At 29.7% G+C, this 20,899-nt stretch carries 18 protein-coding genes; 6 read left to right on the plus strand and 12 right to left on the minus strand.

Going from position 1 to position 20,899, the window contains the following annotated elements; genetic code table 11:
- The first annotated feature begins 1 nt into the window (after window position 1).
- From DT059_RS06680 to DT059_RS06695, 4 genes are read left to right on the plus strand one after another with little or no spacing between them, the layout of a single operon-like run.
- Entirely contained in the window at window positions 2-1,255 is a 1,254-nt protein-coding gene (locus tag DT059_RS06680) for a sarcosine oxidase subunit beta family protein (protein ID WP_145597812.1), read from the plus strand.
- Entirely contained in the window at window positions 1,255-1,530 is a 276-nt protein-coding gene (locus tag DT059_RS06685) for a sarcosine oxidase subunit delta (RefSeq protein WP_145597818.1), read from the plus strand. Before DT059_RS06680 ends, DT059_RS06685 begins: the two co-directional genes overlap by 1 nt.
- Before the next feature lies 1 nt (window position 1,531).
- Complete coding sequence (locus tag DT059_RS06690) at window positions 1,532-4,537, plus strand: sarcosine oxidase subunit alpha family protein (protein ID WP_145597820.1); 3,006 nt, start codon at window positions 1,532-1,534, stop codon at window positions 4,535-4,537.
- Window positions 4,530-5,093 carry a sarcosine oxidase subunit gamma gene (locus DT059_RS06695; RefSeq protein WP_145597821.1) on the plus strand — a complete coding sequence of 188 codons (564 nt, stop codon included), beginning with the start codon at window positions 4,530-4,532 and terminating at the stop codon, window positions 5,091-5,093. The genes DT059_RS06690 and DT059_RS06695 overlap by 8 nt, the downstream gene beginning before the upstream one ends.
- A gap of 23 nt (window positions 5,094-5,116) precedes the next feature.
- Here DT059_RS06695 and DT059_RS06700 read toward each other — a convergent pair whose 3' ends face one another.
- The 10 genes from DT059_RS06700 to DT059_RS06745 form a co-directional block, all read right to left on the minus strand.
- The gene (locus tag DT059_RS06700; RefSeq protein WP_145597823.1) at window positions 5,117-5,683 is read right to left on the minus strand and encodes a hypothetical protein; all 567 of its coding nucleotides are present in this window, start codon (window positions 5,681-5,683) and stop codon (window positions 5,117-5,119) included.
- A 395-nt stretch (window positions 5,684-6,078) separates the two neighbouring features.
- Entirely contained in the window at window positions 6,079-6,441 is a 363-nt protein-coding gene (locus DT059_RS06705) for a hypothetical protein (protein WP_145597825.1), read from the minus strand.
- A gap of 3 nt (window positions 6,442-6,444) precedes the next feature.
- Window positions 6,445-6,885 (minus strand): hypothetical protein, encoded by a 441-nt coding sequence (locus tag DT059_RS06710; RefSeq protein WP_145597826.1) that lies wholly within the window; start codon window positions 6,883-6,885, stop codon window positions 6,445-6,447.
- Window positions 6,886-6,926: 41 nt separating this feature from the next.
- A complete protein-coding gene (locus DT059_RS06715; protein WP_145597828.1) occupies window positions 6,927-7,229 on the minus strand; it encodes a DUF6804 family protein in 303 nt (100 codons plus the stop codon).
- Between the two features lie 5 nt (window positions 7,230-7,234).
- On the minus strand, window positions 7,235-8,119 hold the full coding sequence (locus DT059_RS07345; protein WP_205713269.1) for a DUF805 domain-containing protein: 885 nt from the start codon (window positions 8,117-8,119) through the stop codon (window positions 7,235-7,237).
- Between the two features lies 1 nt (window position 8,120).
- Window positions 8,121-10,094, minus strand: a complete 1,974-nt coding sequence (locus tag DT059_RS06725; RefSeq protein ID WP_145597829.1) for a hypothetical protein — start codon at window positions 10,092-10,094, stop codon at window positions 8,121-8,123.
- A gap of 1 nt (window position 10,095) precedes the next feature.
- On the minus strand, window positions 10,096-13,512 hold the full coding sequence (locus DT059_RS06730) for a hypothetical protein (RefSeq protein ID WP_145597831.1): 3,417 nt from the start codon (window positions 13,510-13,512) through the stop codon (window positions 10,096-10,098).
- Between the two features lie 2 nt (window positions 13,513-13,514).
- Complete coding sequence (locus DT059_RS06735) at window positions 13,515-15,059, minus strand: tubulin-like doman-containing protein (RefSeq protein ID WP_145597832.1); 1,545 nt, start codon at window positions 15,057-15,059, stop codon at window positions 13,515-13,517.
- On the minus strand, window positions 15,056-15,613 hold the full coding sequence (locus DT059_RS06740; protein WP_145597834.1) for a hypothetical protein: 558 nt from the start codon (window positions 15,611-15,613) through the stop codon (window positions 15,056-15,058). The genes DT059_RS06735 and DT059_RS06740 overlap by 4 nt, the downstream gene beginning before the upstream one ends.
- Before the next feature lie 4 nt (window positions 15,614-15,617).
- Window positions 15,618-16,991 (minus strand): hypothetical protein, encoded by a 1,374-nt coding sequence (locus DT059_RS06745; protein WP_145597835.1) that lies wholly within the window; start codon window positions 16,989-16,991, stop codon window positions 15,618-15,620.
- A 149-nt stretch (window positions 16,992-17,140) separates the two neighbouring features.
- On the opposite strand from DT059_RS06745, the gene DT059_RS06750 reads away from it, so the two are divergent.
- Window positions 17,141-18,130, plus strand: coding sequence for a S1 family peptidase (locus tag DT059_RS06750; RefSeq protein ID WP_145597837.1), 990 nt, complete (start codon window positions 17,141-17,143; stop codon window positions 18,128-18,130).
- 2 nt (window positions 18,131-18,132) lie between these two features.
- A complete protein-coding gene (locus tag DT059_RS06755) occupies window positions 18,133-18,981 on the plus strand; it encodes an SH3 domain-containing protein (protein ID WP_145597838.1) in 849 nt (282 codons plus the stop codon).
- A gap of 20 nt (window positions 18,982-19,001) precedes the next feature.
- On the opposite strand, the gene DT059_RS06760 is transcribed toward DT059_RS06755, so the two are convergent.
- On the minus strand, window positions 19,002-19,535 hold the full coding sequence (locus DT059_RS06760) for a thermonuclease family protein (protein WP_145597840.1): 534 nt from the start codon (window positions 19,533-19,535) through the stop codon (window positions 19,002-19,004).
- A gap of 12 nt (window positions 19,536-19,547) precedes the next feature.
- On the minus strand, window positions 19,548-20,885 hold the full coding sequence (locus tag DT059_RS06765; RefSeq protein ID WP_145597841.1) for an MATE family efflux transporter: 1,338 nt from the start codon (window positions 20,883-20,885) through the stop codon (window positions 19,548-19,550).
- Between the last annotated feature and the right edge of the window lie 14 nt (window positions 20,886-20,899).

The following is a 20,899-nucleotide window of genomic DNA, read 5'->3' on the forward strand; positions in this document are numbered from 1 at the left end:
TATGAGAAATAAGTACTCAGTATTTTCGTTAATCAAAAATGCTCTTTCATATCATGAAAATTGGCAAAGAGCTTGGAAAGATCCTGCTCCTAAAAAAGAGTACGATGCAGTTATTGTTGGTGGTGGTGGCCATGGATTAGCAACAGCCTACTATTTGGCAAAAAAACACAATATGAATAATATTGCTGTAGTTGAGAAAGGTTGGATTGGTGGTGGAAATACTGGACGTAATACAACAATTATTAGATCAAATTATTTATGGGACGCAAGTGCAGGATTATATGATCATGCATTAAAAATTTGGGAAGGTTTATCTCAAGAACTAAACTACAATGTAATGTTTAGTCAAAGAGGTGTAATGAACCTAGCGCATAATTTACAAGATGTTAGAGATTTAAAAAGACGAACACATGCAAATAGACTAAATGGAATTGATGCAGTCTACTTAAGCACTGAAGAAGTTAAAAAATTTTGTCCAATTATAAACACATCACCAGATATTAGATACCCTGTTTTAGGAGGAACTTTACAACGAAGAGCTGGTACAGCAAGACATGATGCTGTTGCTTGGGGATATGCAAGAGGAGCTGATGAAATGGGTGTTGATATTATTCAAAATTGTGAAGTTAAAGGAATAAAAAGAAATGGAGATAGTGTTGAAGGAATAGAAACAACTAAAGGATTTATTAAAACTAAAAAAGTAGGTGTCGTTGCAGCTGGTCATTCTAGTGTAATAGCTAATATGGCTGGTCTAAGACTCCCACTTGAAAGTAAACCTTTACAGGCTTTAGTTTCTGAACCAGTAAAACCAATTATTGATACAGTTGTAATGTCTAACGCAGTGCATGCTTATGTTAGTCAATCTGACAAAGGAGAATTAGTCATTGGTGCTGGAACGGATGATTATGTTTCTTATACTCAAAAAGGTAGTCATCAAATAGTTGAAGGTACATTAAATGCTATTTTAGAATTATATCCAATTTTCAGTAGAATGAGAATGTTAAGACAATGGGGAGGAATAGTAGATATTTGTCCTGACGCTAGTCCAATTTTAAGTAAAACTTCAATTAAAGGATTATACTTTAATTGTGGTTGGGGTACTGGAGGATTTAAAGCAACCCCTGGATCTGGAGATTTGTTTGCACATACTATTGCAAATGATGAGCCACACAAACTTAATGCTGCATTTAATTTAAATAGATTTGTAAGCGGAGACCTTGTTGATGAACATGGCGCTGCAGCGGTTGCTCATTAATGTTTTTAATAAACTGTCCATACTGTGGAGAACGAGATCAGCAAGAATTTAAAGCTGGTGGTGAAGCTCATATTGAAAGACCTAAGCAACCGACAGAATTAAGTGATGATGAGTGGGCAGAATATTTATTTATGAGAAAAAATATTAAAGGTGTTCAATTTGAAAGATGGAACCATGCACACGGTTGTCGTAAATGGTTTAATATGGTTAGAGATACTTCTAACGACGAAATAAAAGCAATTTATAAAATGGGTGAAAAACCACCCGCTCAATAAAATGACTAAAAACTTAAGAGTAAAATCCAGTGAGTACATTGATGAAACTAATAGAATTTCCTTTAAATTTAATGGCAAAACTTACCATGGGTTTAAAGGTGATACGTTAGCCTCAGCGTTACTTGCAAACAATGTTCATTTAGTTGGAAGAAGTTTTAAATATCATAGACCAAGAGGAATTATGACTTCTGGTTCTGAAGAACCAAATGCCATAGTTCAAGTAAATCCTGGTACCAACAGAACAGAACCTAATGTTAGAGCAACAGAAGTCGAGATTTACGAAGGTTTAGAGGCATCCAGTCAAAATTGTTGGCCAAGTGTAGAATTTGATATTGGTGGAATAAACAATTTTCTCTCCCCTTTTTTTCCAGCAGGTTTTTATTACAAAACATTTATGTGGCCTGCTAGTTTCTGGGAGAAATATGAATTTTTTATACGACACTCAGCTGGTTTGGGGAAATCACCAACATCAAGTGACCCTGACATTTATGACCACCGAAATATTCACTGTGATGTATTGGTAGTAGGCGCAGGTATATCAGGAATATTAGCAGCAAAAAATGCAGCTAAAAATAATTTTAAAACGATGTTAGTTGATGAAAAAAATGAACTTGGTGGCTCAACTATTTATGAAAACAATGAATTTAACAAAATTAATAATAAAACTCCTTCTGAATGGTTAAAAAAAGAAATAGAGGAACTTAAAAATATCAAAAATCTTGAGATAAAAACCAGAACAAGTGTAGCTGCTTATCATCAATATAATTATCTTTTGGCTAGAGAAAATCTAACTGATCATTTAGAGGCAAAAGATAAAACAAATAAAATCAGACAAAGACTTCTTAAAATTAGAGCTAAGAAAGTTATTTTAGCTACAGGTGCATTAGAAAGACCTTTGATATTTAATAATAACGATAGACCAGGAATAATGCTTTCATCTGCTGTTAAAAAATACAGTGAATTTTATGGAGTTGCTTGTGGTAGTAAAAATGTATTTTTTACAAATAATGATAGTGCTTACGAAAGTGCTTTGTCACTATATAACAAAGGTATAAATGTTGAGGCAATTATTGATATAAGAGAACAATCTGAAAGTAAAATTGTAAAAAAAGTAAAAGAAGCAGGTATTAAAGTTTACTGGTCGCATTCGATTGTTGATACAGCTGGTTATAAAAGATTAAATAGTATTTCAATCATGAAACTATCTAATGATGGTACTTCAGTGACTGGAAGTAAAATTTCTATTTCATGTGATTGCTTGGGAGTTGCTGGTGGTTGGACACCTGCTGTACATTTATATACACAATCAGGTAGTAAACTTAAGTTTAATGAGGAAAAACAAATTTTCTTACCAAATCAGAATACATCCGATCAAATAAGTGTAGGATCTTGTGGTGGAGATTTTAAAATTGATGAAATCATTAATAATTTAAATCAAAAGCTTAAAGATAATCTAAATATTAAAGAAACAGATTTAGATTATATTAGAGTTGAGATCGATCAGGAAAATTCAAAAAGAAATATTTGGTTACTTCCTTCTGATAAACCTATAGGCAAAACTAAACCATTTGTAGATTATCAAAACGATGCAACAGCTAAAGATATCAAATTAGCATTAAGAGAAGGTTTTAGATCTATTGAGCACGTTAAAAGATACACGACTACTGGTATGGGAACTGATCAAGGTAAACTAGGAAATATGCATGCATTAGGAATAATTGCAGATACTGCCGGCGTTAAAATGGGAGAATTAGGAACTACTACATTTAGACCTCCTTATACACCATTAACATTTGGAACTATTGTAGGTCGAAATGTAGGAAAGTTTTTTGATATTTTTAGAAGAACGCCAATGAATGATTGGCATGTTGAAAATAAAGCTGAATTTGAAAATGTAGGTCAATGGAAGAGAGCATGGTACTACCCTATTAACGGAGAAACTATGCATCAAGCAGTGCAAAGAGAAAGTAAAGCTGCTAGAGAAAGTGCCGGTATATTAGATGCCTCTACTCTTGGTAAAATTGATATTCAAGGAAGTGATGCTTCTGAATTTTTAAATAGAGTTTATACAAATGCTTGGTCAAAATTAGCTATAGGAAAATGTAGATATGGGCTAATGCTAAACGAGGATGGTATGGTTTATGATGATGGAGTTACAACAAGATTAGGTGAAAATCATTATATCATGACCACAACAACTGGTGGTGCTGCGAATGTTTTAGGAAAACTTGAAGATTATCTTCAAACAGAATGGCCTGAACTTGATGTTTACTTAACCTCTGTAACAGATCATTACGCTACAGCGAGTTTATGTGGACCTAATAGTAAAAAAATTCTTAAAAAAATAATTCCTGATTTAGATTTATCAGATGAAAACTTTCCTCATATGTCATTCAAAGAGGCTCATATAGGTAATATCCAATGCAGAATAATGAGAATTAGTTTTACTGGAGAACATAGCTACGAAATAAATGTTCAAGCAAGTTATGGAAAAGATTTATGGGAAAAGTGTATGGAAGCAGGTCAAGAATTTAACATTACGCCTTATGGAACTGAAACAATGCACTTATTAAGGGCAGAAAAAGGTTTCATTATTGTAGGTCAAGATACTGACGGAACAATGACCCCTATCGATCTTCAAATGGATTGGATAGTAAGCAAGAAGAAATACGATTTCATAGGTAAAAGATCTCTTTATAGATCAGATACAATGAGAGAAGATAGAAAGCAATTAGTAGGTTTATTAACAGAGGATCCAAATGAAGTTTTAGAAGAAGGAGCCCAAATAGTTTCTGAGTTAAATCAAAGTCCGGTTGAAATGCTAGGACATGTAACATCAAGTTATTTCAGTCCAAACCTAAAGAAATCAATAGCACTTGCAGTAGTTAGAGGTGGAAAAGATATGATGGGAAAAAAACTTTTTGTGCCCATGGAAAATAAAAATATTAATGTCACTGTTGCAAATCCAGTATTTTATGATGAAAAAAATGAGAGGTTAAATGCTTAATTACAATTCAGTTATTAAAAATGAAATTAATCAAGAAATTATTTCAGTAAAAGAAATATCACCAGTAATGAAAATTAATTTAAGAGGTAAAAAAAGAGAATTTTTAACAAATATTGGTAAAAATCTTAATATGATCTTACCTACAGAGGCAAACACTTCAACAACGAGTGATAAATTAACAGCAATATGGCTTAGCCCAGATGAATGGATGATAGTTTCAAATGAACTTGTAAACAAAGATAACAATAAATACGAACTATATGAAATGTTATTTAATAGCATTTCAAAAACGAATTTAGGTGCTGTTGTTGATGTAACTGATCAATTTGTTCAATTGGAACTTAAAGGAAAAAATATTTATGAAATCTTTTCAGCAGGATCTCCCTTTAATTTTAATGAATTTAAAGAAAAAAAAGGATCAACAACTCAAACAGTTTTAAATCATATAGATGTAATTCTACACCATAAAGAAGAAAATGTAGTTAACCTATTTGTCAGACGATCATTTGCACAACATTTATGGGATTGGATTGAAGATAGCGGCTTGAGATTATAAAAGGTTAAGAAATTAATACAAAATTAACTATCTAATTTATTTATTTCTTTACATTGTTTATGAGCTTCTAAAACAGAAGGAACAAGCTTATCTAAATTCCATCTATTTATTGATATAGCAAAATATTTACTAGCTTTAAAATCTATGCCGTCAATGATTTCAATCTCAAATCTTTGTTCCTCAATATAAAAATTATTTAATTTATAAATATATTCTTTAATTGGAAACGATCCTAAGGATAATAATACTCTATAACCCATTAAAAATGGCTGTATATGATCCACATAAGCAGTAACTTCTTCTTCATTAATTTTTATTGGTATATTTTTGTTTAATAGTTGTTTTATATCCCCAGGCTGTTCATATGTGTAAAAAGTGAAATTATGCCAAACTTTTTCACAGTTATCTTTGGATTGAATAAAAAAATTTAAACTGTCTCCGTGAATTACTTCTCCATATACTCGTGCAAATGTTAAACTTTCGTATTTATCAATTGTCCACATATCATCTTCTTCAGCTTGAGCATGGTAGGCAAAAACAATAAAAAATAGCGATAAGTGTAGTAAAACAATAAGCAAAACTCTTTTCATGATTTAAGCTCCACTTTGTATCCATTTTTCTTAAATATTTTTATGATCTTGTCCCAAACTAGACTGTTGTGTTCACCTGGTCTTATTTCGAATTTAAATGATTGTTTGTAAACGGGGTTGCAGTTATCGTATGCGATATATGTACTGACATGACAGTACTTATAGACACGGCCTATTTCCATATATTAGAACTCCTTAGGTTAGTTGATTTTTTAAAGGTAAGTAATTTGTAATTAGTTATGGTCTCAATCCTTTTCTGCTTACTTGAATTACGCAACAAGGGAGATAATAAAAAAAGCGGAATTCTAAAGAAAAGGATTGAAATCCAATGCATATTGAAAGAAAACAAACTTTATTGTTTAGTTTGAGGTTGAAATTTGTTTAAAAAAAGTTTTTTAATTAAAATTATTTTCTGAATGTTTTTTTGTTGAAAACAACAAACCTACTAAAAAACCTATAAAACACCAAATGGGTCCTGATATTTCTAAATCGGTTATTCTTACAAAGTAATTTGTATAGTTAGTCCAAAATAAACTAATTGCCAAAAAAATAACACCAGCAATAAAGCCAGTAATTTTTTGTTTTTTATCTCCAACATTAAAAGATCCTCTAAGTCCAGAACCACCAAACCAGGCTATAATTGGAGCTAGGATACCTGAAATAGAAGCAGAAACAGATATATTTCCAAATGAAGTAATAGCTAAAATTATGGCAATTACGACATAAGCCATATGTAAAGTTGCAAAAATTTTATTCATAAATTATCTAGCTTTTTTCTTTTTCTTTATAACTTTCTTTTTAATTATTTTTTTAACTTTCTTTTTTGTAATAGTTTTTTGTTTTGGTGTAACGTTTATGGGGTCACTATCAGAGTAATTATTATTATTAAAACTATAATTACTTTCAGCTTTTTTCTCAAAAAGTGTGCTAATTGCACCAGTTACTAAAGCAGGCACAATAAATAATAAGCCTGGAGCGGCAAAGGCTAATGCTCCATACCAAGGCCATCCAAAAACATCCATTGCTCCAAAGAAAGTCCCGATAGTTAACGGGAACATTATTCTGAAAACAAAACCTAATACTAATGCACCAATAGCAAAACCTGCCCCTAAATGGTATTCAATACCTATATAACCAACGTATATTTGAACTATTCCGACAAGGAGAAAAATTATTCCACTAAAAGCTCCAAGAAATGGCATAAAAGACAGTAGATATAAAATTAATCTAAATCAATAAAATTCTAAATGTTTTTGTTCTTATAAAATACAAAAATAGTAATAATATTAACTATAATCCATATAAATTTTTCATATAAATATACTGGAATAATCGGATTATACAAAATAGCTATAAAACCAAAAATCCAAATGTTTTTATTATCATTTTTTTTATAAAAATTATAAGCAAAGTATAAAGCAGAAACACTGACTACTAGTCTTGATAATGTATAATATCCAATTGGAAGTGGTAAAATTCCAATAACCAAAACAACAATAGGTGCTAACCAAAATATTTTATTGTTTTGATTTGAGATATTATTCACTTAATTTATTTTTTTAATGGATTTTTTCCAAATCTATTTTCTTTATTATCTCCTGCAGTGCAAACTAAAATAAGAAGATAAACATAACAAAGTAATCCTATAATTAAAAAAATTATTTCTAAAGATTCTTGTCGACTTTGTGCAAATACAGTTTCTAATATACCCGCAGGTATAGGTATAGCCTGAAACCATCCACTTTTATTAATATCATGTAACCTTCTAGCAGTAACTGATATCCATGGTATCATTACAATTAAAAGGAAAATCATTAATAACCAAAACAATTGAGCATTAACAAATATTAGTCCAAAACCTATTGCATAACCTAAAACAATAAAAAGAGTAAAATACCAGTATTCAGATCGACTTGCTCTACCTTTAAAGTCAAAGTATTTTTTAAAACATTTTTTTACAGCATCTGGAAAATTTAAGACCATAACATCCTCATCATCCTCATTATTTTGATTAAATTTTTCTGTATAATAATCAGATGTATCTTGATTTTCATTTTCGTTATCAAAATTATTTTCTTCTTCTTCTTGTTGATCTGTTTTCTCAGTTGTATCATCATCAACCTCTACTTCCTCTTCGACTATTTCCTCTACATACTCATATTCATCTTCTTCAGGTTTTGGTTCTTTTTTTTCTTCTCCGGTAATAAATGATTTTATATCTCCTTTTGGTACTTCAGTTTCTTGAGTATCTTTATTTGAATCTTCTGCAGAAAAAACTAAACCTTCTATTGATGAAGCAGTTGTCCATTTACCTCTTAGACCTGCTTTTACTTTAGTTTCTTCATTTATAGTGTCACTATCTACTAAAGCTTGTAAACTTGATAAAGAATTTACTGTAATTTCTGAACCGTTATTATCTATGAATTTATAAATCATATTAATTTGGGAAAATTATTTTTCCAACTCTTTCAACAACAAAACCAGCTCCTCCTCTTCTCAATACACAAGGTTCTGTCGTATAACTTGAACCTGTTGAAACAGCAAAAACACCTTTAAAGTCTCTGCTAGCTTTTTCAAAATCGAGATTCATATAAGTAGCCATATTTGACTTAACTGTTGAACCTGGAAAAGCAAAATACTTCTCACTAAATGTTACACACCATATTTCTGCTTTCTCAAATGCTCTAGATGAATTAACAAGAATTGTTTTTGTTCCCTCTTGCCTTTCTTTTCTGCTTAAAGCTAAACCATGCCATTTTTGTTTAAAACCAGCAACTTTTGTGAAATCATCTAATGCTTCTTTATAATCTGATAGTAATTCATCATATTTTTCAGCAATTATCTCTTCTGGTGTTTTTGGTTTTTCTTCAACAATCTCCTCAGTTTTTAAAGGATTTTGTTGAGATCTTTGAGTGTTTCTGCTGACTGACTTGATTTGTTCTGATGTGCTTTTTAATTTACCTTCTAAATCACTCTTTAAAGACTCAATTTTGCTCTCAGCATCTTGTTTTTCTTTTTTTCTTTTTTGACTAGAGTCATAAACAAAATATCCTACACCACAAATAATTAAAAATATAATTATACCTATAACAATTTCCATAATTGGAAATTGATTTTCTAATTCTTCCTCTAAGGTCTGAATCTCAGATTTTAATACATCGATATTATTTATAATATTTGTTTCTGCACTTTTCATATCAGAATTAAGTTCATCAATTTTTTTGAAAAACTTATCAATATCAAGTTCTCTGTCAGACAATCTATCCCATTGAGTAAAATAACCTGGTTTCTTTTTTTTCCAAAATTTAGACCTGTGTTCTTTTTCAAAATGTTTACGTTTTTTTGAATCTTGAACCTCTTCATATAGAGCTTTTAATTCTCTATATGTTTTAAAATCCTTACCTTTTTTATTACTTATTTCTTTAAATTTTTGATCTATATCTTTTATTATATTATTATTTAGATATTCTCTTTTTGCTTTTTTAAGCAGAGCTGCTTTATCTTTGATTTGTTTCTCACCAACGTCAACAAAATCTAAAAAATCTTCAATCTCATTAAACTTTTCTTCAAAGTACTTGGTGAATCCATCATGTGATATTGTTAAAGCATTGACACTATTGTTGTATTTAGTAATTTTATCATCAAAGTTTTGTATTTTCTCTTTAATTTTTTTAATTAAAGGTGGTTTATTTTCTGCTATCCAATCTCTCTCCTCTTTAGCTTCTCTCTCTCTTTTCTCTTTTGCTTTTCTTTCTTTTTCTTCTTTAGCTTTTCTTTGCTTCTCTTCTTTAGCTTTTTTATTTTTAAGTCTCTTTTCTTCATCAATTATAAATTGTGCTTTTGCATAAATTAGAATTTTACCCTCTATTGATAAATTGATTTTACCAGTATCATAAATTTGACCTTCTATTTGAGCATCTTTGCCAGAATATCCATTAATTTGAGCTATCTCATCAAATAATGCTGGATTACCTTTTTTATAAATATAGCTTTTTTCCCCTTCAGGAATTTCTTGAACACAATAGTAATTTAAAAGATCCTCAATAGTACTAACAGGTCCAATATAGGTGTTTTTATTTATTTTATTTTTTAATATGGAAAAATCTAATTCTTTTGGAGCTTCTTCAGCGTTACCATGATAAGAAATAACTTTGTAAATAAATTCTTTTTTTTTCTCTTCGGTGCTTTGATCCTCTGTTTCTTTTTTCTCTTTTTCTTGATCATTTATTTTTGGTATTTTTTCAACTTGAATAGTGCAATATTGAGATTGAATTTCTTTTTTCTTAATACCCTCTACATGATCAACGTCTATTTCTGAATTTCCTTGTTTATGAAATGCTATAGTATTTGAAGTAATTATTAAAAATGAGATTATTAAAGAAATAAAATATTTTACAAATATTTGAATCATCTTACTTTAACTTAAGTTTTCCGCTTGTAATCTCATTAATTACTTGCTTCAATCCTTGGATAAAAACTGGCTCAATAATTGAGGACGTTTTTTGAATTTCAGCTAAACTATCATCACCCTCAACAGATTGCATATTTTTTCTTAAATCTTGGGCTCTTGACTGACCATTTTTTAACTCAGCATTAATTTTACCTTCAAGGTCTCCCTCAAATTTCTTAGTTAGTTTTACTGGTATTTTTGAATATGCCTGTAAATATTTTAAAAAAGTTTTAAGTTGAGAAATATCTTTTACACGCCATTGTTTATCAGCATCAAGACCTGAAACAATTCCAATTTTATTTTTACCAACTATAACGTCTTCGCCCAATACTGTTTCGTGAGATCTATCAGTTAAATCTAAATCTGTTGCACCTTGTTTGTCTACCAGTAATCCATAAGAAACTTCGTGTTTTGGTGTATCAGTGAAAACAATTCCAATTGATGTAAATATTCCACCAGTAACTTTTTCTATCATTTTTGATAAACCTGCTTGATCATCAGCATCTTCAAATACAATTTTGTATAAAGTACTTGCTTTTCCACCCAAACATATTCTTAAAGATTTAGATTTATCTTTACCTGTTTGAAATTCTCCATTTTCTATCAAATGGTTTAATACTTGTGATACATAATAAAGTATTCCTGATAAAGCCAACTCTGTTAAATCCTTAAGTTCTTTACCCTTCTCTTTTCCACTAATAATATCAAAACGATTTTTAAATGCCTCTCCAAATTGTGGACTGTTTACTAATAACTCTATACCGTTGGCTAGTTTCGTTTTGTTTGTTCGTATGCTTTGTAATGTTTGATAACTTTCAAGAAGCAAGTCATCATTACCACTGATTTCTTTTATTAGAGTTAAATTATTAGACAAGTGATTTATTAAAACATCTTTACCTGCAAGCCTAAATGAGTTTCTCCAAAGTAATTTAGTATCCTGCCATATAGAAAGATCTGAAGTTCCACCACCAATATCAATGGTAACTACATTCTCTGTAAATGGAATTTCTTGACCTTTGGCAAAATATAGAGCACTTGAAATACTCTCTGTTTCAAATCCTGTTTTCTCTTGGGTTTTATATTTCTCGTCTGCAAGACCTACATTAACTGCTCTTCGGGTGATTCTTTTAAATGATCTTAAATGATCAGCATTGTAAGCTTCAGGATAAGAAAAATTAAAAGTTAAGTTTTCTCTTTTTACTCCATTTGCAGCTGCTTCTACTGCTGCTTGTAGAACTGCTTGAGAAACAAAATATTGAACCTTAGTTCTACTTTGTTCTGCCTCATCCCATTTTAAGTTAAATTTTAAAGGTCTTTTATCATCAGGTAGATCTTGAATAGCGTACAAAACTTGATCAACGTAATAAATAAAATTACTTCTAAATGGTAAATTTTCAACAGTCGTCTCCTTAAAGTTTCTCTCCCTTAGAATGGTCATAAATGGCACTGTAACTTCTCTACTAGGTACAAATTCTTTGTGTGCCTGCATTACTTCTTCTATTTCTTCTTCATCTGTACCAGGATCATAAGGAGTATTTATCCTGTTTTTAAAGATTAGTTCTTTTGGGTTTTCTTTATTTTCTTTAAAATAAACGCAAGAGTTAGTTGTTCCAAAATCTATTCCAACAGACCATTGATTACTTGTTTCAGCAACAATTTGAGGATCAGGGAATAATATCAAACCTACATCAACTCTTTTACTGTGCTCAGTGTAAGATTTTCCTCCAGATTGGGTTGCAACATTACACAAAACAGCCTCTGGAGATGATTTTAGTGAACGCAATTCAGTTACAGCAGTTGTTTGTTGAATTGGTATTTCTTCACCAACAACTTGGTGTGAGTGAATCATATTATCAATAAATTTAATTTTATCAGTACCAGTTAAACTTTCTAATTTATTTCTAATATCTTTAACTGCAAAAACATTTTTAGGTAAAATATTTACTTGGGCATTACCATCATAAAATAAGTAATATTGATCCCAATTTTCAATTTTAATATCTGGCCATATACTAAAACCAAGAGGCACACCTCTATTTTTAACAACATCTTTAGCTTTATAGATTTTCTCTAAAGTATAACTCATTGTATTTCCGGTTTCGCTAACAAGTTCTAGATAAATTACAGCTTTATAATTATCTCCATCAGGAGAAACTATGCAATTTGTAGACAGCGCTTTTGGATCCATAAACATTAAAAGCGCACTGTTTACTGGATATGCAAACTGGTTTCCATCACTTGAATGTTCTTTTAATTTTCTATTGTCTCCAGCAAATACAACTAATTTTTCTGTAAAGATTGTTTCAGGCGTTAAATACAAATAGCCTTCATTTTCGCATTCTTTTTTTAATGTTTTTTCAAGGTTTTCATCTTGTCTAAGTGAATTTAAAGAATAATTATTCCATACCCTTATATCGGATAATGTTTTTCCTGTTGATTGTGCAACTCTAAAGTCAGCAAATATACCACCGTTAATTTGACCTTCAAACTCAGGTCTAACTGCTAGACCACAATCAAATTTAGCATTTTGATCTGTTGCACCAATAAATATTTGCGCTAGTTTGTCATAAACTGGTTGCGCAGGTAAATTTAGATTCACTTTTGTTGGCGTCCAGCTAGAAAATTCTACATTTCCAACTTTTGCATCGCAAGAATTTTTAAAGTCCTGAAGTCTTCCAATTACAGCATTGAACACCTCCATATTTGATGGACTTAGATTTTGTATTCCATTAATTAAATTATCTAAATAATGAGAAAGTACAGCATACTGCTCATTTCTCATATCTCTTGCGTTACAAGGATCTCTTAAAAAACCATCTTCGTACCATGGCAGTTTTCTAATGCCCTCTATCTCAGTATAATTTCTTGCTGCTGCAACAATTGTATATGGATTAATAACTGCTACCGCTCCTTTATTAAAATTTAATACTCCAATCGCATTCCAATCTTGACCTTGTGCCATAGTATCAACTGGTATTACATCAAATAGAATTTTACCTATATGAGAATAATTAGAGCCTGATGGAACACCACCTGTGAAAGGATTATTTTTAATATCTTGAATATTAACAATATTTGAATTCAATTCGTATATATGCTTGTAATAAGGAGCTAAAGCTAAAAGAGCCAATGTTCCTCTCCACTCATCCACAATTGATGCTGTATTGTCCACTAAACCATTTCTAACAATTAAAACTCTAGCCCAAACATCTGGAACAGAGTTTATATCTGAAGCTAAAACAACCTCTTCACCACCCATTTTTAAGCCTTTCGCTAATTTACTTAAAAATGTTGCATCCTCTGCTTTCCACTCACCAGATCCAGCTATATTTGGAACTTGGTTTTGATCGTTCAATGGTGGTAGTACTTTTTTAACCATAATTATTGCTCACACGATCTAAAGAGAATATCCATAAAAACACCCAAACCCTTTTGATCTCTATAAATTTTTTTGTAACTAATATTGCTCATAATATTAAGTAGTTTTAAATTTTTACTGTCATTGATTAACGTATTAAATTGATTTTTTTCAGATGCATTTAATTTTTCTTTAATATTTACTCTCTTTGAAACATTTTTTGCTTTAAATTCTGAAAAGAAATCAGAAACAATTAAATCCATCTTTTGATCTGTATTAGCTACAGTAGAGTATTGCATATCTGTTATCCAAGTTAATACATCTTGGCAGTACTCTTGCATTAAAAGAATTATTTCTTGATTGTGCTCATGTCCAACTTCACAAGTTTTTGTATCGTTATTATATGTATTTTTAAATATTAATCTCTTAAACCAATTTTCATTTTGATATTTTTTAATTCTACTCCAACTACCAGTGAGTGCTGGCCCATACATCCAATTATAAGAGAAAGCAAATCTGATTAATTTAGATATGCTTTCTTTAGAATTTAAACTGTTTGATACGTTTGGAATATCACTCCATAAAATGTCACTTCCATCATTTTTTCCAATATGAAATATTTCTTGATTTTCGCTAATTGTATTTTCTGAGCTAAAAAATCTCAATGCACCTAATGCTGCATAAAGCTCTGGAAATAAGGGTGGATTATTTTGTAAGTTTCCACCCATTTTAAAATTAGGTAATTTTGAAAGTGGATCCCAACCTGTTACATATACTTGATCAAATATTTTATTATATTCAAATAATTTTGAATAATACTCCAAAGCACCCTTAGTTTGATCCAAAAATTCTTCTGGTTTAGCAAATAATTCACCATCCATATTTTCTTCTGGTACCTCATAGTTGAAGTACGGCAACATTAATGCTCCTCCTAAATGAAAATTAGATGTAACATTTTTTTCCAATTGAATTTGTTTTATTCTTCTTGCTATATTTGGAAATCCTGAAGCACCTGTTCCACCAAAAATAGAGCTAATAATAAAAACTCTTACCTGTTCACCACCTCTTGCTGCATCAATAGCTTTATAAATTTGTGACCAAAATGGATCATCCTCATTTGATGTAGTAGCTAACATCGCTGCTGCACCTATATTGGGTCTTGCTCTAAAACCTTCTGACAAATTCTGCATTTTCTCTTCAGGATCATACAAACAGTCAATTAAATCTTTAACCTCAGGCTTAAGTACATTGTAATTGATAACCTGTTCTAGAGTTGGATCAGCTCCTTTTAATGGAAGCCAAACAGAATCATTATTTGCAGAAATATTTGTTTTAAATAAATTACTTTCTTTAGATAAATCATGCTTAGATTCATCTCTTAGATTATTTCTAAGATTCATATACTTACTTAAAAGAATTTTAGTTCGACTGACATTTCCATTAGCTTCATCTTGGTCAACCATTCCAGCCCATAGATTATCTGGACCTAAACCTGCTGAACAGCAATGCAGTAAATGCTCTAAGCATTTTGCTCCTGTACCACCAATACCAATTATAAAATTTTTCAAAAGCCCCCCGGAAGTTTATTTGCTAATAAAACTGATGACCTAGCGAATCTAGCCGTGCCCACTAAAACACCCAAATAATATGCTAAAAAATAAAATATAAGAGAAGTGGCAGTTAAAAAAGTTACTCCAAATCCACTAATAAACGCATTATCAAAACTGGTATTTGTAAGAAAGAATATAGATATAGACAATATAATCCCTAGAAATACTAGTGTAGAAACTAACCAATGAATGAAATAAATTTTGGCTTTGCCTGGTGCATCAATATTTAGATAATGTGACACAATAGACCAACCAACACAAAATAAAGTTGTTGTAGATAGAAGCACTACATTCATAGTTGCAATTAGATTAAATATACCATCTGACACATCTGAAAAACTTCTATTAAAACTTTCTAACTGCTCACTCATTATCAATGTATCTGCAACAAAATTGGTTAATAGACCATCACCTGGTTTTGCGAACATTGTTATTGTAAGAACTACACTTATCCATCCAATTGAAAAAAGGCCTACCAAAGAATATATTGCTGATCTTAATATATTTATCATAATATCATTTTGTTAAATCAAAATCCAAAGCAAGACTAGCAATTAATGTTGGCTTAAACTCATCATTTGCTACAGAATTTAAGATTTTAATTATTTTAGTTAGATTAAGTGTTTTAAATTCAACAGGATTACCATCTTTAAAAGCTTCTGCTTCAGAATCTCTAACTGACCATTCCTCGAAAATGTCTTCTGATGCTGATCCTGGTTTATTTGCATAAATTTCTAATAAATAAAAATAACGCCATCCTCTAAATAAATTCTTTAGTGAACCTTTTTTATTAAACATTTTAATATGTAATTCTTCATTACTTGGGGAAATTGTGCTAATATTTTCCAGTCTAGCTTCTTCCCAATTAATTTTTTTGCATTTAGAATTAGTACTTGTCCAAAGTTTATCTTTTATTAAGAATTCCCCTATTCCATTTGAGCCTTTTACTTCTAGTTGTGATTTATTTACTTTAAAATTAATTTTTCTTTTATTATTTGTGTCAAAACTAAAAATTGGCAAATTATCATCGTTGTATAAAAAATTAAAATTTGCTGCCTTATGAATATTTTTAATATTTTTATCAGTAATTAGTTTTTTATTATTTAAATTTTGCAAAATAGGTGTACTTGTAATTAAAGAAAATTTATATTTATCTTCTGGATCATTAAAATGTTGCTCCTCGAGATTTTTTTTAATTTTATTGATATCTTTTTGATCACCAATCACAATTATATAGAATGGTCTTTTTTGTGCCTCTGTATAAGAAACAGTTCCTCCATCTCGAGTGGGTATGTCGTAAATTGTTCCATTATAAGAACTCATTACACCTAAAATACCAACAGATTTACCTTTTTTTAAAATTGATTTTAATGGTTTCGTTAGTTGATTTAATGTTCCACCAATTAATTGTTTACTAGATAAAAATAAGTCTGTTACAATGATGTATGTACCTTCAGAATTAGATTTTGCTATCTTAAAAGGTAAATGTATTTTTGACTCTTGATTATTACACTCTGATGCAGCATCTGTACAATCGTAGAATATAGGCTTTATAACTTGTGAAATTTTATTTTCTTTAATTGGTTTAATGGACTTGCCAAAACTATGATAATAGGTTTTATTTCCAACGTTTTCAGCAATTTGTTGAAGATCATCAATAACATTTACATAAAGATTATTTATGCCCGGTTGATCTTTTGTATAACCTTGCATGCTTAAGCTTTGATCAAAATAAATAAAAACTGGTTTATCACTACTTTGATTGTCATCTATCTTTGAAATTGCAGGAAATTCAGTTAGTTCAAATGAAGGCAAACAATCATCATCAGCATGTAAGGTGGTAAAAATAATAAAAAAAAAGCAGAATATATTTAAAAAATTTCTTCTCATACAATTAATAGTTTAATTAATCAAAATTAAGTTGTCCCTTGATTTACAAGTCAGCACAACCAGACTTGGTGAATATTTAAAATGTTATTTTAAATTTAATTACTTTAAAGAATCAAGAATAAAAGTTATCTTTGAATATAAAAATTTGAATGAAAAATATCGTTTTATACTCTGCTAAAAGCTTATTTTTCTTGATTGCTTTACTTTTTTTGCAATCTTGTGGAGATAGTGGTGGACAAATATCGAAGGGTCACCGTGATGCAATTAAAAAACAGTGTGAAAATTCATCTGATCCAAAAGGATGTGCTTTAGAGTTAAGAAAAAGATTTTTAAATGATGGTAATGAATTTGTAATTCTTGATGATGGAGAATTAAACAAAGAGCAAATTAGAAAAATAAAAATGGATTGCATTACGTCAAAAGAATTTGGCTTAGAAACCTATAATAACTGTTTAAATAAATTAAAATCACGTGCATTAAATGATGAATTATTTAATAATAATGATGATTTTGCTGAGAGACCTAAAAGTAATATTGAAAATTTAGAAAAACACACTGTACGTTTAAGTGTAGTTGAAGTGATTTCTGAGGATGAATTTAAAGGTTTAGGTGAAGGTTCTGGTGTAATTATAAGCAACAATTTGATTGCAACAAACTGTCATGTAACATCAGTATCAAAAAAAAATGATAAGACAGTAATTTTTATTAAAAATATAAATCAGGAAAATTATGACTTAGCAAAAATATACAGAGAAGCTCCAGAACATGATATTTGTATTGTTAAAAAAGAAAATATGTCAGAGTTTGCTTTAAAAATGAAAGCGGTTAAAAAGTTTGTAAAGTTTGATGATTTAAGAAGAGGTGATTTCGTAAGATCTCTAGGAACACCAGAAGGTATGGAAGGTCATTCAGCAAAAGGAGAAATTCAATACTTGGGTACTGCTGCAGAGACTGCTCATGGATTAGATTATTCAAAAGATACAAAAATTATTAATCATAGTGCTGATATAGCACCTGGTAGCTCTGGAGGACCTTTGTTTGACAAAGATGGAAATTTAATTGGTCTTAATACATTTGGAAATGACAAATTTAATTTTGCTGTTTCTGCTGATCACATAAATGAATTAATAAAAAAATGATTATGATAAAAAAATTAAAAATTATATTTAGTTCTTTATTTGTTGTATCTATTGTTTATTTCACATTCGTATTTAGTTCTAATGAAGCATTCGCACATCCATCTAAAAAGCACAAACCTATGGTTTGTATTCTCGAAGAAGATAGAACCCAAGGACAAAAACAAACTTGTAAGACAGCTTTATTTTTTCATCGGCTTTGTAAACTAGATCAAGATTGTGCAATTCTCGAACTTGAAAAAAGAAAACAAGAGTTAGAGGATAAAGAAAAAGAAATTCAAGCAAAAGAGGATGAAATTAAAGAACTAGAAGATGAGATTGGTGGTTTAGCTGATTGTGGGGATATTCCATTTAATCACAAAGCATCTTCAAGTGCTAAAATTTATCAAAAACCTTCAAGTAATTCAAAAGTAGTTGCAGAAGTTAAAAAGGGTCAAGAATTATTATTTTTTGCACCTGCTCAAAAAGATCCCAAATGGAGTTACGTTAAAGTTAAAAACGATAATAGTTGTGCAGATGGCTATATAAAACAGAAATTTGTAATCAAAAAAGAAAGTGAAGATAAGGTAGTCAAGGTGGGTCCAAAACTAATTAAAATTACCGACCCAGTATTAAGTGACGATGAGAAATTAATGATAATTGATGCAGAGGGTACTATTTCTGTATCAGGCGCAATTCAAGAAGGTAAAATTGATAAAATTATGATTAATGACGAAGAAGAAATTATAAATAGTGATAATAGTTTTTCATTTGTTATTTTTGTTCCAAAAAGTGGTGCAGAAGTAAGGATAATTGGCTCAAAAAACGATAAAAAAATTAAAGAATTAATCTTTAAAATTAAAGTTGGTAAGTAAAAATAATTAATTCTAATTAATTAATTTTTTTTTGATCTCCTATAATCCCATGGCATATCAAACTTTCCTTGCCATATTCCCCTCTTTTCTTGTTTGGCAAGTATTTCTTCAGGGATATATTTTTTTGAATATTTTCTAAAAGCAACTGCATGGCCATTGGAAACTAACCATGCATTTAAATTAATTTTTCTTTTATAGCATTCACCTATAAATCTTTTGAAGTAGTCGATATCAGAAATTTTACACGTAATTTTTTGGTTATTAATTTTCTTAATTAATGCTTCTGTCGACTTTTGACCGCAAGAATAATCTTCAAAAAATGTAAACGTAAAAATTGTAAAATAAGGTCTTTTACATTTTTGTTTTTTTTCAGGTGCGTCTATTCCATCAAGCCTTATTTTAAATGTATCTATTTTTATAGTATCTCCATCTGTAACTTTAGCATAACCTGTAACAGAAGTAATTTCTGATGATTTTACATCTTGGTAAGTTAGAAAGAAAAATATTAAACAGATTATAAATAATAATATTGCTTTTCTTTTTGTAAAAAACATTTTTAAATAATTTTAAATACTAGCTAATTTATGTTTAATATAATATTTAACATAAATTAGTAGTATCAATGATATCAACCATTGAAAGATAGCCCAAATGTAAAAAAAAGTTTTAAAATCTGCATTTAAATACTTTGCAATGTAAAAGGATAAAACTGGTACTATAACGTTTCTGGCAATATTATTAACCATGGCTTTTTCAGATTTTTTTAATGCCATAAAAAATCCATTTGATAAGAAAAATATTGGATAAGCAGGTAAAATAAATGCAGAAATCTTAAGGTACATCGAGCCATGCATAATTACATCTGGGTTTGAAGAAAAGAATTTAGGAACAATGTCAGCACTTATAAAAATAACTACACCAGCGATTAACATTATAAATAGACCATATTTTATTGATGTAAAATATGATTGCTCTACTCTATCGTAATATTTTGCTCCAATATTTTGGGCTATTATAGAAATTATTGCTGTATTAATTCCTAATATTGGTAACAAAACTACCTGCTCAATTCTTGTAGCAGATCCATACCCTGCTACAGCATATTCACCAAATAACCCAACATATGTAAAAACAATTGTTGCAGCAATAGAATACCCTAATATTGCAATTGTAATTGGCATTGATTGAAAAAAAATATTTTTTAAGAAAAAAAATTTAGCTTTGAAATGATCTAAAGTTATTTGGTTAATTCTTTGATTATTTAATATTTTTATCAGAACAATCAACAAAGATACAAATTGTGCAATTAAAGTTGCAATCCCAATACCAGTTATTCCTAATGGTGGTATAAATAAAAAACCAAAAATAAAAATTGGATTTAAAATAATATTTAAGAAAAAAGAAAATATAAGTACATTTCTGTAAGTTTTAGTATCTCCTTCTGCATGTAAGAATGAATTTAATGCTACTACTAAAATAAATAATATCGTACCTAAAAAAATTACATTTATATATTCGAGTCCAAGAATTGTTACTTCTTGAGAGGAATTCATTAATAAAAATATCTTTTCACCAAAAGTAAATCCTAAAATAGATACAACTATCGAAATTATAATCGAATAAATGATTACATTTCCAAAATAACTTAAAACATTTTTTTCGTTTTTTTCTCCGATACTACTGCCAATCAATGATGTTCCTGCTACGGTGACTCCAATGGATGTCGCAATAATCAAAAAATATATCGGAAAAGACTTGCTCAAAGCAGATAAGGCTTCTGGCGATATTTTTCCTGCATAAAAAGTATCTACGATTGTATAAAGTGTTTGGAATAAGGTTCCTACACTTGCTGGTACAGCAAGTTTTCTTACTAACAACGAAACTTCATCTTTTAATAAATTCATTAATTTAAGATTTG

It is taken from the genome of Candidatus Pelagibacter sp. FZCC0015 (genome assembly GCF_007833635.1).
Taxonomy (GTDB): Bacteria; Pseudomonadota; Alphaproteobacteria; order Pelagibacterales; family Pelagibacteraceae; genus Pelagibacter.